Raw genomic sequence first — 16,769 nt, 5'->3', positions numbered from 1 at the left:
GCCTTTTTTGACGAAAGGTTGCTTATTCGCGGAACAGCGCTTCGATATTCAGACCTTGCCCCTGCAGGATTTCACGCAGGCGGCGCAGACCTTCAACCTGAATCTGACGAACACGTTCACGGGTCAGGCCAATTTCGCGGCCGACGTCTTCCAGTGTTGCAGCTTCATACCCCAGTAAACCAAAACGACGCGCCAGCACTTCACGCTGTTTGGCGTTCAGTTCGAACAGCCATTTGACGATGCTCTGTTTCATGTCATCGTCCTGCGTGGTGTCTTCCGGGCCGTTGTCTTTTTCATCGGCCAGGATGTCCAGCAGCGCTTTTTCGGAATCGCCACCCAGCGGGGTGTCAACCGAGGTAATGCGCTCGTTGAGACGCAGCATACGGCTTACGTCATCAACCGGTTTGTCGAGTTGTTCGGCAATTTCTTCTGCGCTTGGCTCGTGGTCCAGTTTATGGGACAACTCACGCGCGGTGCGCAGATAAACGTTCAACTCTTTGACGATGTGAATCGGCAGGCGGATCGTACGGGTCTGGTTCATAATAGCCCGTTCGATGGTCTGACGAATCCACCAGGTCGCGTAGGTTGAGAAACGGAACCCGCGTTCCGGGTCAAACTTCTCAACTGCGCGGATGAGGCCTAAGTTACCCTCTTCAATCAGATCCAGCAGAGCCAGACCACGATTGCCGTAACGACGGGCAATTTTCACGACCAGGCGCAAGTTACTTTCAATCATGCGACGGCGCGAGGCAACATCACCACGCAAAGCACGACGTGCGAAATAGACTTCTTCTTCGGCCGTTAGCAGTGGGGAGTAACCAATCTCCCCAAGGTAAAGCTGAGTCGCGTCCAGTACACGCTGTGTGGCACCCTGCGATAACAGCTCTTCTTCAGCCAAATCGTTATCACTGGGTTCCTCTTCTACTAAGGCTTTTTCGTCAAAAGCCTCTACTCCGTTCTCATCAAATTCCGCGTCTTCATTTAAATCATGAACTTTCAGCGTATTCTGACTCATAAGGTGGCTCCTACCCGTGATCCCTGAACGAGACACCCTGGCTGGCATGCCCCGTCAAATTATCGCTGCGGCAAGTACTGCAGCGGGTTTACGGATTTCCCCTTGTAACGAATTTCAAAATGCAAGCGTGTAGAACTGGTTCCGGTGCTACCCATGGTAGCGATTTTTTGCCCCGCCTTAACTTCTTGTTGTTCCCGGACCAGCATTGTGTCGTTATGGGCGTAGGCACTCAGGTAATCATCGTTATGTTTGATGATAATAAGATTACCGTAACCGCGCAGAGCGTTACCGGCATATACAACACGTCCATCTGCGGTCGCGATGATAGCCTGTCCCTTACTCCCTGCGATATCGATCCCTTTATTTCCACCTTCGGAGGAAGAGAAGTTTTCGATAACCTTACCGTCAGTTGGCCAGCGCCATGTAGAAATAGGCGAACTGGACGTCATACTGCTGGCAGTCGGTTCAGTAGAGCTAATCACAGGTGCCGTCACCGGTGCTGTGACAACAGTCGCAGTCCCTTTATTATTCGGCAACATTTTGTTAGCAGTCTGATCACCTGAATCTTCAGAATACGTAATTACAGGTTGTGAAGCAACCACTGTGGTGGATTTTTGCGCAGGTTTAACGCTGTTATTTTGTGCAGTCACATCGGCCGCAGAAACGGTGTTACCAGGCGTGAGTGGTGTGCCTGTAGCGTTGCCAACCTGAAGCGTTTGACCCACTTCCAGCCCATAAGGTGCCTGAACATTGTTACGCTGGGCGAGATCACGGAAATCGTTCCCGGTGATCCACGCAATGTAGAACAGCGTATCGCCGCGCTTCACGGTATAGGTGCTGCCACCGGTATAACTGCCTTTCGGAATGTTCCCATACTGACGGTTATAGACAATACGTCCATTTTGGGTCTGAACAGGCTGTTCCACTGGCTGAATCTGAGTCGGCTGCGTCATCGGACGCTGAACGGGCTGAATTGCCGGAGTTTGTTGTGCCGAAGTCGTACCCATTTTAGGCGGAGGTGTAATCAACATTCCGCTGGACGTGTTACCCGACCCGCTGTTTCCGCCGACGGAACTGACGGGCGCAGGCGCATTGTTAGAACTTGTACAGCCTGCCAGCCAGAGCGAAACCAGTGATAATGCCGCAACACGGCTGATGGTGAATTTAGGGCTTCCCGCGCTCATTTATCCCCCAGGAATGTGTTAACTACCAGTGACTTAAAATTTACCGTGATGACACGAATCTTTCGCGCCACACCATACGCTGAATTTGCCTTAATAACCCTGGATAATTCCGAGTCTCAGGCCAACTCCCCCTTTACCAGAGGCACAAAGCGCACGGCTTCCACGGTGTCGATAATAAACTCGCCGCCACGACGACGAACGCGCTTCAAAAGCTGCTGCTCGTCCCCGACAGGCAAAACAAGAATGCCCCCCTCATCCAGCTGCGACAACAGGGCTGCCGGAATTTCAGGCGGGGCCGCCGTCACGATGATAGCGTCGAACGGGGCCCGAGCCTTCCAACCCTGCCATCCATCACCGTGTCGTGTCGAAACATTATGTAAATCAAGTTGTTTCAGGCGGCGACGCGCCTGCCACTGCAAACCTTTAATACGCTCAACGGAGCACACATGATGAACCAGATGCGCCAGGATGGCGGTCTGATACCCCGAGCCGGTGCCAATTTCCAGCACACGGGAATCGGGTGTCAGCTCCAGAAGTTCCGTCATGCGCGCCACCATGTAGGGCTGCGAAATCGTCTGGCCCTGCCCGATAGGCAGCGCCACGTTTTCCCACGCTTTGTGTTCAAACGCCTCGTCTACAAATTTCTCACGCGGAACCTGGGCAAGCGCTTCAAGCACGTGCTCGTCGCGGATCCCCTGCGCGCGTAGTTGTTCCAGAAGAGTTTGTACACGTTTGTTTACCATTGCGCGTTCACTCCTGCGCGATCCAGCCAACCCGACACCACATCATGCGCGCTATACGCGGTTAAATCTACGTGCAACGGGGTAACCGAAACATATCCTTCATCTACAGCGGCAAAGTCGGTATCTGGGCCCGCATCGCACTTATCACCGGGAGGACCGATCCAGTAAAGCGTATTACCGCGAGGATCCTGCTGCGGGATCACCTGATCAGCCGGATGTCGGCTTCCGCATCGCGTGACACGTATGCCTTTAATTTCATTCAGAGGGAGATCCGGCACGTTGATATTGAGGATGCGTCCGGTGCGCAGCGGCTCACGGCTGAGCGCGCGCAGGATCGAACAGGTCACCACGGCTGCGGTGTCGTAATGCGTGTGCCCGTTTAACGAGACCGCCAGTGCGGGGAACCCCAGATGACGTCCTTCCATTGCGGCCGCCACGGTACCGGAGTAAATCACGTCATCGCCGAGATTTGGCCCGGCGTTAATACCGGAGACGACGATATCCGGGCGCGGGCGCATTAGTGCGTTCACGCCCAGAAATACGCAGTCTGTCGGCGTGCCCATCTGCACAGCAATATCGCCATTTTCAAAGGTAAAAGTGCGAAGCGATGACTCCAGCGTCAATGAGTTAGACGCTCCACTGCGGTTACGATCGGGGGCCACGACCTGCACATCCGCAAATTCGCGAAGGTGTTTCGCCAGGGTCTGAATGCCCGGCGCGTGGATCCCGTCATCGTTACTCAGCAATATTCGCATAATCACCCGAGGTGTTGATAAGTTCCCTGACCACACTGGTGGCAAAGCTACCTGCCGGCAGCCAGAAGCGTAACTCGACGGTTACGTCATCCCACCAGTTCCAGCTTAACTGCTGCGGATAGAGCAGCATCGCACGGCGTGCTGCTTCGACTTTTTCCCGCACCAGCAATGATTGTAATTCTTGTGCATTCGCAACGGCAGACTGCTCCGCAGCCAGCGCATCGCCCTGCGTTCCCCACTCGCCCGTACCGGGCAACGCGGCGGTAATCATCAGCGTTTTGGCATCCACGCGCGACTGAACATCGGCCATTTCTTCGGCCGTTGCCACAAACCAGCTTCCGCGTCCCGCTAATTGTAGCGCATCGCCAACAACAACTTGATTCGCGTCCGGTTTTTTCAGCCTTTCGCTCACAATCTGATTAAACAACGCACTACGCGCCGCAGACAACCAAAAACTGCGTTTATTCCTGTCACGGACGGGCGCATCACTCTGTGCCCAGCGTAACGCGCCCTGCAGGTTGCTGCCGCCAATACCAAAGCGCTGGGCGCCAAAGTAGTTCGGTACGCCATGGGCGTTGATAGCAGCCAAACGCTTCTCGACGTCGTCACGGTTTGTGATTTCGCGTAGCACCAGCGTAAAGTCGTTACCTTTCAATGCACCCAGACGCAATTTGCGTTTATGCCGGGCGTACTCCAGTACCTTACAGCCTTCAAGCTCAAATTTGCTTAAATCAGGCATCGTATTGCCGGGAACGCGTGCGCAGAGCCACTGTTCAGTGACTGCGTGTTTATCTTTCTGCCCGGCAAAGCTCACTTCACGAGCATGAATTTTGAGGAATTTTGCCAGCGCATCGGCCACAAAGCGGGTATTGCAGCCATTTTTCAGAATGCGCACCAGGATATGCTCGCCTTCGCCATCGGGCGCGAACCCCAGATCCTCGACCACGAGAAAGTCTTCAGGGCTGGCTTTCAGCACTCCGTTCCCCTGCGGTTTACCGTGGAGGTATGTCAGGTTATCGAAGTCTGTCATGCGTTCGCCTTCACCAGCAGTGCCACGGCTTCACAGGCGATCCCTTCGCCACGACCGGTAAAGCCCAGTTTCTCCGTGGTGGTTGCTTTGACATTCACGTCGTCCATATGGCAACCCAGATCTTCAGCAATAAACACGCGCATCTGAGGAATGTGCGGCAACATTTTTGGTGCCTGAGCGATGATCGTCACATCGACGTTGCCCAGGGTGTAGCCTTTGGCCTGAATTCGACGCCAGGCTTCGCGCAGCAACGCACGGCTATCCGCACCTTTGAAGGCCGGATCCGTGTCAGGAAAGAGTTTACCGATGTCACCCAGCGCAGCAGCACCGAGCAATGCATCGGTTAAAGCATGTAATGCCACGTCGCCATCAGAATGCGCCAGCAGCCCTTTTTCATAAGGAATACGTACGCCGCCAATGATAATTGGGCCTTCTCCGCCAAAGGCGTGTACATCAAAACCGTGTCCAATTCGCATTATGCCTTCTCCTGATGGGTCGAACGGGTAAGATAAAATTCCGCGAGCTGTAAATCTTCAGGGCGCGTCACTTTTATATTATCAGCGCGTCCTTCAACAAGCTCAGGGTGAAAACCGCAATACTCCAGCGCTGAGGCTTCGTCCGTGATGGTCGCACCTTCTTTAAGCGCACGCGTTAAGCAGTCATGGAGTAATTCGCGGGGGAAAAATTGTGGCGTCAGCGCGTGCCATAAATCGACGCGATCAACGGTGTGAGCGATAGCCTGTTTACCCGGCTCAGCGCGTTTCATGGTGTCACGCACCGGTGCGGCCAAAATGCCACCTGTGTGGCTGGTTTCACTCAACGCCAGCAGGCGCGCGAGATCGTCCTGATGCAGGCATGGACGCGCGGCATCATGCACCAGCACCCACCGGGCATCCCCGGCAGCCCGAATGCCCGCCAGCACGGAATCGGCGCGCTCGGCACCGCCATCGACAACGGTAATCTGCGGATGATTGGCCAGTGGTAACTGCGCGAAGCGCGCATCACCCGGGCTGATAGCGATGATCACCCGCGCCACCCGTGGATGCGCCAGCAGCGCGGCCACAGCATGTTCGAGGATCGTTTTATCGCCAATTGAGAGGTATTGCTTGGGACATTCTGTCTGCATGCGCCGGCCAAAACCTGCGGCCGGCACCACGGCGCATACGTCCGAAAAAGTTACTGCCATGTCGTAATCCTGGGCCTGATTATCGATTGTTTTGTGCTGAGCCCTGATTGCGTTTAGACGCATCCGGAACCAGACGATAAAAAGTTTCGCCCGGCTTAGTCATACTGAGTTCATTGCGTGCGCGTTCCTCAATCGCCTCTTGCCCGCCATTGAGGTCATCAATTTCAGCAAAGAGTTGATCGTTTCGCGCCTTAAGTTTGGCGTTTGTTGCCTGCTGAGCTGCGACGTCATCGCTCACCCGGCTATAGTCGTGCAGCCCGTTTTTACCGAACCACAACGAGTATTGCAGCCAGATCAGCAAAGCCAGCAACAGCAGCGTTAGTTTACCCATCCTGCCCCCTGAAAAACGGCATCATCATCCCAAAACGCCCCCAGGGCACTACGCCGGGGGTACAGAGATGCCGCAACATCGCGGGCAAATGTACCACATTTTTTCCGCAGAATCGCCCTGCACAATATCGTCACACAGTTGGTTACGGTTTGAATTATGGCTGAAGTTAGCCCATGAGCCACAAAAATAACAGTCCAAACATCAGGACCACCGTCACAATCGTGACCACAGCACTGTAAAGGAGTTTGCCATTGAGTAGCGAATGCAGCGCAATGCCGACGACAACCGCCACGGGCATCAGCGCCAGGAAGAATGGCCAGGTGTAGAGGAAGAAGAACAGCGTATTACCGCCGTAAATGAGAAACGGAATACCCAGCGCCAGCAACCACGAGACGAAGCCGACGATGGCCCCAGGAAATGACCAGGTCGTCTCGTCGTCGGTTGCTATCGGCTCCGACCCGGCGGTAATAATGTAGTTTTCACTGTTGCGCATAGCTAATCCTGTGACCATGACTCATCGCTCGGGTGAAAAGCTCCCGAACGATACCGTCTCAGGATCTGATAATATCGTCCCGTCTGAGGAGGTCTAATAATTGGCTTACTAAATTTGTTACCAATTGTTGGCCTTCCAGGTGAATTTCAGGCGATTCAGGCGCTTCGTATACCGAGTCTATTCCGGTGAAATTTCGCAGTTCACCCGCACGCGCTTTTTTATACAGCCCTTTCGGATCGCGCGCTTCGCAAATCTCCAGCGGAGTATCGACAAACACTTCGATAAAGCGATTGTGGCCAACGCGTTCACGCACCATCTGGCGCTCTGCCCGGTGTGGAGAGATAAACGCAGTAAGAACCACCAGCCCGGCATCCGCCATCAGGCTCGCCACTTCCCCTACCCGACGGATATTCTCTTTACGGTCTTCATCGCTGAAGCCTAAATCGCTGCACAGACCGTGACGCACGTTGTCGCCATCCAGCAGGTACGTGCTTACGCCCTGCTGATACAGCGCCTCTTCCAGCGCGCCCGCTACCGTGGATTTACCGGAGCCCGACAGCCCGGTAAACCACAGCACAACCCCACGGTGACCGTGGAGTTGCTCACGCTGAGCGACAGTGACCGGATGAGGATGCCAGACGACGTTCTCATCATGGGCGGCCATTACTTGCCTCCCAGCAGATCGCGCGCACCCCAGTGCGGGAAGTGTTTACGCACCAGCGCGTTCAGTTCAAGTTCGAAGGCGCTGAACTCAGACGCCACGGCGGCCTGTTCGTTAGGCTCTCGCACCATTCCGGCACCGACGGTGACGTTAGTCAGACGGTCGATAAAGATCAGCCCGCCCGTGACCGGGTTTTGCTGATACGGATCCAGCACCAGTGGCTCGTCGAAGGTCAGATCGACCAGACCGATACCATTCAGCGGCAGCTCAGCGACCTCACGTTGGGTCAGGTTGTTGATATCTACCTGGAACTGAATACCGTCCACGCGAGCACGAGTTTTCTTGCCCGCAATTTTAATGTCGTAGCTCTGTCCAGCCGTCAGCGGCTGTTCAGCCATCCACACCACATCCACGGATGCACCCTGTACCGCCGCCAGCGTTTCGTGCGCATCCACCAGCAGATCGCCCCGGCTGATATCGATCTCATCTTTTAGCACCAGCGTCACCGCTTCACCGGCTCCCGCCTCTGGCAGATCACCATCGAAAGTGACGATACGGGCAATAGCCGATTCCACGCCAGATGGCAGCACTTTGACGCGCTGACCCACTTTCACAAAACCAGATGCGATAGTGCCGGAGAAACCGCGGAAATCGAGGTTCGGACGGTTAACGTACTGCACCGGGAAGCGCATCGGTTGGGTATCAACCACGCGCTGAATGTCGACAGTTTCCAGCACTTCCAGTAGCGTCGGGCCGCTGTACCACGGCATGTTCGTGCTCTGGGACGCGACGTTATCGCCTTCCAGCGCCGAGAGCGGCACAAAGCGAATGTCCAGGTTGCCTGGCAGCTGTTCGGCAAAGGTCAGGTAGCTCTGGCGGATCTCATCGAATTTTTCTTCGCTGAAATTCACCAGATCCATTTTATTGATCGCCACCACCAGGTGCTTGATCCCCAGCAGCGTGGAAATAAAGCTGTGACGACGGGTTTGATCGAGCACGCCTTTACGGGCATCGATCAACAGGATCGCCAGATCGCAGGTGGAGGCGCCGGTCGCCATGTTACGGGTGTACTGCTCGTGCCCCGGGGTGTCGGCGATAATAAATTTGCGCTTCTCGGTGGAGAAGTAACGATAAGCCACATCAATGGTAATGCCCTGCTCGCGCTCCGCCTGCAGGCCATCCACCAGCAGCGCCAGGTCGAGTTTTTCACCCTGGGTGCCGTGACGCTTGCTGTCGTTATGCAGAGAAGAGAGCTGATCTTCGTAAATCTGACGCGTGTCATGCAGCAGACGGCCAATCAGGGTGCTTTTCCCGTCATCCACACTGCCGCAGGTCAGGAAGCGCAGCAGGCTTTTGTGTTGTTGCGCGTGCAGATAAGCTTCTACGCCGCCTTCTTTGGCAATTTGTTGAGCAATGGTCGTGTTCATGGCGGCTCCTTAGAAATAACCCTGACGTTTCTTCAGCTCCATGGAGCCTGCCTGGTCGCGGTCAATCACGCGCCCCTGTCGCTCACTGGTGGTCGACACCAGCATCTCTTCGATGATCTCCGGCAGCGTCTGCGCACTGGATTCCACCGCACCAGTCAATGGCCAGCAACCGAGGGTACGGAAACGCACCATCTGTTTTTTGATCACTTCACCAGGCTGCAGGTCGATGCGATCGTCGTCGATCATCATCAGCATCCCGTCGCGTTCCAGTACCGGACGCTCAGCGGCCAGATACAGCGGAACGATCTCGATATTTTCCAGATAGATGTACTGCCAGATATCCAGCTCGGTCCAGTTGGAGAGCGGGAAGACGCGAATGCTTTCGCCTTTGTTGATCTGGCCGTTGTAGTTGTGCCACAGCTCCGGGCGCTGGTTTTTTGGGTCCCAGCGGTGGAAGCGGTCACGGAATGAGTAGATACGCTCTTTCGCACGGGATTTTTCCTCATCACGACGCGCGCCACCGAAGGCCGCATCAAAACCGTATTTGTTCAGCGCCTGCTTCAGCCCTTCGGTTTTCATGATGTCAGTGTGTTTGGCGCTGCCGTGCACGAACGGGTTAATGCCCATCGCTACGCCTTCCGGGTTTTTATGCACCAGCAGCTCGCAGCCGTAGGCTTTGGCGGTACGGTCACGGAATTCGTACATTTCGCGGAATTTCCAGCCGGTATCCACATGCAGCAACGGGAACGGCAGCGTACCCGGATAAAACGCTTTACGCGCCAGATGCAGCATGACGCTGGAATCTTTACCGATGGAGTACATCATCACCGGGTTAGAAAACTCGGCGGCCACTTCGCGGATGATATGGATACTTTCCGCTTCGAGCTGCCGCAGGTGAGTAAGACGTTTTTGGTCCATAACCGTTCCTTAAGCCAAATTTATAACAGAAGAACCAAAGCCTTCTGTGTCGGTTGTGTGCTGAAACCAGGCGAGCGTACTGTGTAGCTGAACCACTTCCCCCACCACAATCAGGGCGGGCATAGGGGCGTCTTTCGCCAGGGTTGCAAGATGTTCCAGCGTGCCCGTCACAACGTGCTGATCGATGCGCGTGCCGCGAGAAATGACGGCAACGGGCGTTGTCGCCTCGCGACCGTGCTGAATGAGTTGTTCGCTGATGTCCGCCGCCTTCATCGTGCCCATATAGATAGCCAACGTCTGTCGGCTTTGAGCGAGATGAGACCAGTCGAACGGTGTGCTGTCCGCCTTGTAATGCCCCGTCACAAAGGTGACGCTCTGGGCGTAATCGCGGTGGGTCAGCGGGATACCAGCATAAGCCGTTACCGCAGAAGCCGCCGTGATGCCGGGAACCACCTGGAACGGTACCCCCGCTTCGGCTGCTGCCTGCAGTTCTTCGCCGCCACGACCGAAAATGAACGGATCGCCCCCTTTCAGGCGCACCACGGTTTTGCCCGCTTTGGCGGCCGCAACCAACATTTGGTTGGTGTCGTGCTGCGGAACAGAGTGCTCCCCTGCTCGTTTTCCAACGCAAATTTGTTCTGCATCGCGGCGAATCAGTTCGCGCACGCCGTCGGTCACCAGATGGTCATAGAACACCACGTCCGCATCCTGGAGTACCTGTAAACCACGCAGGGTCAGCAGCCCCGCATCACCCGGCCCGGCCCCTACCAGAATGATCTCCCCGCTCGTACTGCCAGGGTTATCCAGTTCGTCTTCGAGGATTTTCTGTGCCGCCCTCTCATCACCGGCATGCATCAGGCTGGCAAAGCGGCCGCGAAACACACGTTCCCAGAAGCGACGACGTTCCGTCACGCTGGTCAGGCGGGTTTTCAGATGATTGCGCCAGTAGCTCGCTTTCTCCGCCATCCGTCCGAGGCTGGTCGGCAACAGCGCTTCGATTTTTTCCCGCAATACGCGCGCCAGTACCGGTGCGGTACCGCCGGAGGAGATGGCGACCAGCAGCGGCGAGCGATCAACAATCGACGGGAAGATAAAGGAACATAAAGGCTGATCGTCCACCACGTTCACCAGACGATAACGCGCCTGGGCTGCGTCTGAGATCCGCTGGTTAAGTTCGCGATCTTCGGTCGCCGCAATCACCAGCACCACGCTGTCGATTTGTGCTTCGTCGAAATCCGCCTCTGCAACGACCTGCACCAGCGCCCCTGCGCGCTGCAGAAATACGATTTTGCGATCGGCAATCTCACCCGTGCCAACAACCAGCACCGGCTTATCTTTAATCGCGGCAAATAAGGGCAGATAGTCCACAGCAGCAACTCACTAACAACGAGGAATAAAGGGACTATAGGGGGCGACTTAGACCGAATGAAATTACGAATTGGAATGAGTAGTTACTCAATGGAATAACGCAATGAAAAAGCAAATATCAAAAAGTGCTTAACACGCGAAATTTCGGGCATTTAAGAGCAATTCAAATTGTGTATGGACGATCACAGTTTCATACTAGGCGGGTTAAAATTTTGCTCTGTTTTTTAAGGACTCACTATGTTTTCCGCAACGCGCCACTGTATTGCTGCCCTGGCGCTCGGCGTTTGCTTTATCCTTCCGGCTCAGGCAAAAAATCAACCTTATGGTGAAATCGCGAATACGCAGGCGCGCCATATTGCCACCGTATTTCCTGGCCGCATGACGGGTTCCCCCGCGGAAATGCTCTCCGCCGACTATATACGTCAGCAGTTTGCCGACATGGGTTACCAGAGCGATATCCGCACGTTTCACAGCCGCTATCTCTATACCTCGCGCAATAAAACCAAAAACTGGCATAACGTGACGGGCAGTACGGTTATTGCGGCACACGAAGGTAGCGCGGATGAGCAGATCATTATTATGGCGCACCTCGATACCTACGCCCCAATGAGTGACACCGATACCGATAACAATCTCGGTGGTCTGACACTACAAGGTATGGATGATAACGCCGCGGGTCTGGGCGTGATGCTCGAACTGGCAGAACGAATGAAGGATATACCGACTAAATACGGGATTCGTTTCATTGCCACCAGTGGTGAAGAAGAGGGCAAACTCGGCGCTGAGAATCTCCTGAAGCGCATGAGCGCCAAAGAGAAGAAAAATACCCTGCTGGTGATCAATCTCGATAACCTGATCGTCGGCGATAAGCTCTATTTCAACAGCGGACAAAGTACGCCGGGTACCGTGCGAAAATTAACACGCGACCGGGCACTGGCGATTGCCCGCAGCCATGGGGTCTATGCCACCAGTAACCCAGGCGGCAATCCTGCTTATCCACGAGGAACGGGCTGCTGTAACGATGGTGAGGTGTTCGATAAAGCGGGTATTCCGGTGCTGTATGTGGAAGCAACAAACTGGGCACTGGGGAAGAAAGATGGCTATCAGCAGCGGGCTAAATCAAAAGCCTTCCCGGACGGGACAAGCTGGCATAACGTGATGCTGGATAATCAGCAACACATTGATAGCGCACTACCGCAACGGATTGAACACCGCAGCCGGGATGTGGTGAAAGTGATGCTCCCGCTGGTGAAGGAGTTGGCGAAAGCGAATAAGGCTTAGTGGGCCTGATGCCCTCACCTCACCCTCTCCCGTTGGGAGAGGGAGGAAATGGGTTCACCCTTCGTGCAACCCGCACTCGCGCTTGAGGCCAAAGAATCGCGTCTCTTCTTCTGCCATTCCCGGTTCCCATTTACGCGTGGTGTGGGTATCCCCCACCGACAGGTAACCCTGATCCCACAGCGGATGGTATTTCAGCCCGTGCTTTTGCAGGTACTGATACACCGTTCGGTTATCCCAGTCGATGATCGGCAGCACTTTGAACACCCCGCGCTGAACCGCCAGTACGGGTAACGTGGCGCGACTGCCGGACTGCTCGCGGCGTAGCCCTGCAAACCAGGTCTGTGCATTAAGCTCTTTCAGCGCCCGGTTCATCGGCTCAACTTTGTTGATCTCATTGTATTTCTCAATGCCCTCAACACCCTGCTCCCAGAGTTTACCGTAGCGCGCCTCCTGCCAGGCCGCGCTTTCAGTCGCGCGGTAAACTTTCAGGTTCAGCTTGAGCTTGTCTGTCAGCTCGTCAATAAACTGGTAGGTTTCCGGGAACAGGTAGCCAGTATCAGTGAGGATCACCGGAATGTCCGGACGAATTTGATTCACCAGATGCAAACTGACCGCCGCCTGAATACCAAAGCTCGACGAAAGCACATAGTCACCCGGCAGGTTTTCCAGCGCCCATGCTACACGCCCTTCGGCGTCCAGCTTTTCCAGTTGGGCGTTGGTTTCTGCGAGCGCCAGAATGCGTTCGACTTTTGGCAGATCGTTCAGGGCGTTTAGATCGAGTACGGACATAATCACCTCGCGTTGTTACTCCCAGAAATCCCGGGCCGGGTCGAGCACCGGGCGAATGATGCCCGCACGCACCGTAAAGTCGCCGAAGCCTTCACCCGCTTCACGCTCTTTCGCCCAGCGCCCAACCAGTTCGTCGACCGAATCGAGGATCTCCGATTCAGTAATGTTTTCACGGTACATCCGCGGGATACGCGTACCGATGCGGTTGCCGCCCAGATGCAGGTTGTAACGGCCTGGCGCTTTACCAGCCAGTCCCATCTCTGCCAGCATTGCGCGGCCGCAGCCGTTCGGGCAGCCAGTAATGCGCATAACAATATGCTCGTCCGGAATACCGTGTTTTTCCAGAATCGCTTCTACTTTGTCAGTGAATGACGGCAGGAAACGCTCCGCTTCGGCCATCGCCAACGGACAGGTCGGGAATGACACACAGGCCATCGAGTTTTCGCGCTGCGGTTTCACCGCATTCATCAACCCATGATCGCGTGCCAGTTTCTCGATCTTCGCCTTCTGGTTTTCAGGCACACCAGCAATGATCAGGTTCTGGTTGGCGGTAATGCGGAACTCACCCTTGTGGATCTTCGCTATTTCCAGCAGACCGGTTTTCAGTGGACGTCCCGGATAATCCAGAATACGGCCGTTTTCAATAAACAGCGTCAGGTGCCATTTGTTGTCGATACCTTTGACCCAGCCGATACGATCACCGCGACCGGTGAATTCGTAAGGGCGGATCGGCTCAAATTTGATGCCGGCGCGACGTTCCACTTCTTCTTTAAACGTCTCAACGCCCACGCGCTCCAGGGTGTATTTGGTTTTCGCGTTTTTACGGTCGGTACGGTTACCCCAGTCGCGCTGGGTGGTTACCACCGCTTCTGCCACCGCCAGCGTGTGCTCAAGCGGCAGGAAGCCAAACTCGCTCGCGGTACGGGCATAGGTTTTCTTGTTACCGTGTTCGATGGACAGACCGCCCCCCACCAGCAGGTTAAAGCCCACCAGCTTGCCGTTTTCGGCAATTGCCACGAAGTTCATGTCGTTGGCGTGCAGATCGATATCGTTCTGCGGCGGGATCACTACCGTGGTTTTGAACTTACGCGGCAGATAGGTCTGGCCAAGGATTGGTTCTTCGTCGGTGGTGGCGACTTTTTCCTGATCGAGCCAAATCTCCGCATAAGCGCGCGTACGCGGCAGCAGGTGCTCAGAGATCTTCTTCGCCCACTCATAGGCTTCGGCGTGCAGCTCGGACTCATACGGGTTCGAGGTGCAGAGCACGTTACGGTTCATGTCGTTGGCGGTCGCCAGCGCGTCCAGCCCAACCGAGTGCAGCATCTGGTGTACAGGCTTCACATTCTTCTTCAGAATGCCGTGGAACTGGAAGGTCTGACGGTTAGTCAGACGGATGCTGCCATAAATCGTATTTTCGCCGGCAAACTTGTCGATCGCCTGCCACTGTTTAGTGGTGATGACCCCACCCGGCAGGCGGCAGCGCAGCAGCATCGCGTGACGCGGCTCCAGCTTCTGCTCAGCACGCTCGGCGCGGATATCGCGATCGTCCTGCTGGTACATACCGTGAAAACGGATCAGCAGGAAGTTGTCGCCTTTGAAACCGCCGGTGAGACCGTCATTCAGATCTTCAGCAATGGTGCCGCGCAGATAGTTGCTTTCCAGCTTCATGCGCTCGGCGTCTGTCAGTTTACCTTCGACCACCAGTGGCCCTGGATGTTTTTCGCTCATTAGTAGACATCTCGCTGATAACGGCGCTCAACGCGCAGCTCACTTAAATATTCATCTGCCGTTTCGGCATCCATACCACCGAATTCGGCAATCACTTCCAGCAAAGCCTGCTCAACGTCTTTCGCCATGCGATTGGCGTCGCCGCAGACATAAATGTGGGCACCGTCATTGATCCAGCGCCACAGCTCTGCGCCCTGTTCGCGCAGTTTATCTTGTACGTATACTTTTTCTTTCTGGTCACGAGACCAGGCCAGATCGATGCGGGTCAGTACACCTTCTTTAACATAGCGCTGCCACTCAACCTGGTAGAGGAAATCTTCCGTAAAGTGCGGGTTGCCGAAGAACAGCCAGTTTTTACCCGGTGCTTCATCTGCCGCACGCTGCTGCATGAATGAACGGAACGGGGCGATACCGGTGCCTGGGCCAATCATAATGACCGGCGTTTCCGGGTTAGCAGGTAGACGGAAGTTGTCATTGTGCTCAATAAAGACGCGCACTTCGCCCTCTTCTTCCACGCGGTCAGCCAGGAACCCTGACGCCCCACCCGTTCGCGCACGACCTTCGATGTCATAACGCACCACACCCACGGTGATATGCACTTCGCTCTCCACTTCTGCCTGCGAAGAAGCGATGGAGTACAGACGCGGGGTCAGAGGACGCAGCAAGCCGATCAGCGCATCGGCATCCAGCTGTGCCGGAGAGAAACGCACCATATCAACAATTGGCGTTGTTGCCGCGTAATGCTGCAGCTTAGCCTTATCACCCACGAATGGCAGCAGCGATTCGCTGCGGGTTAAGGTGGCGTAATTTTCTACAATATTCGGGGTATTCACCGTCAGTTCAAAATGCCACTGCAACGCTTCAGAGAGCGATTGCGTTTTGCCTTCGACAGTCACGGGCTCATCACCTTTCAGCCACAGCAGTTCGACCAGCTCTTTTACCAGCGCCGGATCATTCTGATACCAGATCCCCAACGCATCGCCCGGCTGATAACGCAGGCCAGAGTCACCAAGATCGATTTCGATATGGCGCACATCTTTTTCAGAATCACGGCCGGTAATTTTCTGGTTAACCGACAGGCTCGCGGCCAGCGGAACCTCTTTAGTGTATGGGCTGGTATGGATGTCGTTGACGGCACCCGTCGCAGTAAACGCGGCCTGTGCCTGCGTCTCTTTCGGGACACGCGCTTTCAGCACCTCAACGATGCGGGCACGCCATTCGGCGGCGGCGGTCTGGTATTCCACGTCGGCATCGACGCGGTCCAGCAGACGTTCTGCGCCCAGTTCAGCCAGCTTGCTGTCGAAATCTTTACCGGACTGGCAGAAGAATTCATAGGAGGTATCGCCCAGACCAAACACGGCAAAGGCCGTGCCATCCAGTTTTGGCGCTTTTTTCGAGAACAGGAACTTATGCAATGCCACCGCTTCTTCAGCAGGTTCACCTTCCCCCTGCGTTGAGGCGACAACCACCAGCAGTTTTTCTGACGCGATCTGTTTAAATTTATAATCCCCGGCGTTGACCAGGTTCACGTTCAGTCTGGCAGCCAGCAGATCGTCACGCAGCGCTTCTGCCACACGTCGCGCGTTGCCCGTCTGTGAGGCGGAAATCAACGTAATGGCCGGAATTTCTACGGCCGTTGCCGGAGCGGCAGCCACAGCGCCCGGTTGCTGATTGAGCATTCCCCAGAAATAACCGGAGACCCAGGCAAGCTGAGTGGGAGAAAAATCAGAGGTGGCAGCCTGAAGGCGCGCCAGTTGCTCCGGGTTCAGGGGAAGCAAATTTGAAGGTGGGGCCTGTGTTGTCATGCGTCGTTATGTTCCAGTAGCCAAGCGGACTTTAAGCGAATAAATCCAAACTGAA

Annotated in this window: 17 protein-coding genes; 1 reads left to right on the top strand and 16 read right to left on the bottom strand. The window is 55.3% G+C overall.

Annotated elements, in window-relative coordinates; all coding sequences use genetic code 11:
- Positions 1-22 precede the first annotated feature (22 nt).
- From rpoS to cysG, 13 genes are all read right to left on the bottom strand, one after another.
- Positions 23-1,015 (bottom strand): RNA polymerase sigma factor RpoS, encoded by a 993-nt coding sequence (gene rpoS / locus V6E55_RS11200; RefSeq protein ID WP_008499600.1) that lies wholly within the window; start codon positions 1,013-1,015, stop codon positions 23-25.
- Positions 1,016-1,074: 59 nt separating this feature from the next.
- On the bottom strand, positions 1,075-2,199 hold the full coding sequence (gene nlpD / locus V6E55_RS11195; protein WP_129995082.1) for a murein hydrolase activator NlpD: 1,125 nt from the start codon (positions 2,197-2,199) through the stop codon (positions 1,075-1,077).
- Positions 2,200-2,315: 116 nt separating this feature from the next.
- Positions 2,316-2,942, bottom strand: a complete 627-nt coding sequence (locus V6E55_RS11190; RefSeq protein WP_023333224.1) for a protein-L-isoaspartate(D-aspartate) O-methyltransferase — start codon at positions 2,940-2,942, stop codon at positions 2,316-2,318.
- Entirely contained in the window at positions 2,936-3,697 is a 762-nt protein-coding gene (gene surE, locus V6E55_RS11185; protein ID WP_028016860.1) for a 5'/3'-nucleotidase SurE, read from the bottom strand. Before surE ends, V6E55_RS11190 begins: the two co-directional genes overlap by 7 nt.
- Positions 3,678-4,727 (bottom strand): tRNA pseudouridine(13) synthase TruD, encoded by a 1,050-nt coding sequence (gene truD, locus V6E55_RS11180; protein ID WP_108091039.1) that lies wholly within the window; start codon positions 4,725-4,727, stop codon positions 3,678-3,680. The genes surE and truD overlap by 20 nt, the downstream gene beginning before the upstream one ends.
- Positions 4,724-5,203 carry a 2-C-methyl-D-erythritol 2,4-cyclodiphosphate synthase gene (ispF, locus tag V6E55_RS11175; RefSeq protein ID WP_114978621.1) on the bottom strand — a complete coding sequence of 160 codons (480 nt, stop codon included), beginning with the start codon at positions 5,201-5,203 and terminating at the stop codon, positions 4,724-4,726. The genes truD and ispF overlap by 4 nt, the downstream gene beginning before the upstream one ends.
- Positions 5,203-5,913: a 2-C-methyl-D-erythritol 4-phosphate cytidylyltransferase gene (ispD, locus tag V6E55_RS11170; protein WP_316942816.1), complete on the bottom strand. Its 711-nt coding sequence runs from the start codon at positions 5,911-5,913 to the stop codon at positions 5,203-5,205. The genes ispF and ispD overlap by 1 nt, the downstream gene beginning before the upstream one ends.
- A gap of 19 nt (positions 5,914-5,932) precedes the next feature.
- On the bottom strand, positions 5,933-6,244 hold the full coding sequence (ftsB, locus tag V6E55_RS11165) for a cell division protein FtsB (protein ID WP_008499609.1): 312 nt from the start codon (positions 6,242-6,244) through the stop codon (positions 5,933-5,935).
- 166 nt (positions 6,245-6,410) lie between these two features.
- On the bottom strand, positions 6,411-6,737 hold the full coding sequence (locus V6E55_RS11160) for a DUF3561 family protein (RefSeq protein WP_114978619.1): 327 nt from the start codon (positions 6,735-6,737) through the stop codon (positions 6,411-6,413).
- Positions 6,738-6,795: 58 nt separating this feature from the next.
- Positions 6,796-7,401 (bottom strand): adenylyl-sulfate kinase, encoded by a 606-nt coding sequence (cysC, locus tag V6E55_RS11155; RefSeq protein WP_129995081.1) that lies wholly within the window; start codon positions 7,399-7,401, stop codon positions 6,796-6,798.
- Complete coding sequence (cysN, locus tag V6E55_RS11150) at positions 7,401-8,825, bottom strand: sulfate adenylyltransferase subunit CysN (protein ID WP_114978617.1); 1,425 nt, start codon at positions 8,823-8,825, stop codon at positions 7,401-7,403. The genes cysC and cysN overlap by 1 nt, the downstream gene beginning before the upstream one ends.
- Before the next feature lie 9 nt (positions 8,826-8,834).
- On the bottom strand, positions 8,835-9,743 hold the full coding sequence (cysD, locus tag V6E55_RS11145) for a sulfate adenylyltransferase subunit CysD (protein WP_006811770.1): 909 nt from the start codon (positions 9,741-9,743) through the stop codon (positions 8,835-8,837).
- Between the two features lie 9 nt (positions 9,744-9,752).
- On the bottom strand, positions 9,753-11,111 hold the full coding sequence (gene cysG, locus V6E55_RS11140; protein ID WP_410493450.1) for a siroheme synthase CysG: 1,359 nt from the start codon (positions 11,109-11,111) through the stop codon (positions 9,753-9,755).
- A 237-nt stretch (positions 11,112-11,348) separates the two neighbouring features.
- Between cysG and V6E55_RS11135 the strand changes: the two genes are divergently transcribed.
- The gene (locus V6E55_RS11135; protein ID WP_114978615.1) at positions 11,349-12,392 is read left to right on the top strand and encodes an aminopeptidase; all 1,044 of its coding nucleotides are present in this window, start codon (positions 11,349-11,351) and stop codon (positions 12,390-12,392) included.
- A gap of 54 nt (positions 12,393-12,446) precedes the next feature.
- Here V6E55_RS11135 and cysH read toward each other — a convergent pair whose 3' ends face one another.
- From cysH to cysJ, 3 genes are read right to left on the bottom strand one after another with little or no spacing between them, the layout of a single operon-like run.
- On the bottom strand, positions 12,447-13,181 hold the full coding sequence (gene cysH / locus V6E55_RS11130) for a phosphoadenosine phosphosulfate reductase (RefSeq protein ID WP_063146470.1): 735 nt from the start codon (positions 13,179-13,181) through the stop codon (positions 12,447-12,449).
- 15 nt (positions 13,182-13,196) lie between these two features.
- On the bottom strand, positions 13,197-14,909 hold the full coding sequence (gene cysI / locus V6E55_RS11125; RefSeq protein ID WP_316942815.1) for an assimilatory sulfite reductase (NADPH) hemoprotein subunit: 1,713 nt from the start codon (positions 14,907-14,909) through the stop codon (positions 13,197-13,199).
- Positions 14,909-16,714, bottom strand: coding sequence for an NADPH-dependent assimilatory sulfite reductase flavoprotein subunit (gene cysJ / locus V6E55_RS11120; protein WP_316942814.1), 1,806 nt, complete (start codon positions 16,712-16,714; stop codon positions 14,909-14,911). Before cysJ ends, cysI begins: the two co-directional genes overlap by 1 nt.
- Positions 16,715-16,769 lie beyond the last annotated feature (55 nt).

This window comes from Enterobacter sp. 342 (genome assembly GCF_036663495.1).
In the GTDB taxonomy this organism is placed as follows: domain Bacteria; phylum Pseudomonadota; class Gammaproteobacteria; order Enterobacterales; family Enterobacteriaceae; genus Enterobacter.
Note: the sequence above shows the minus strand (reverse complement) of the source record. Positions and strands in the feature narration are given on the sequence as shown.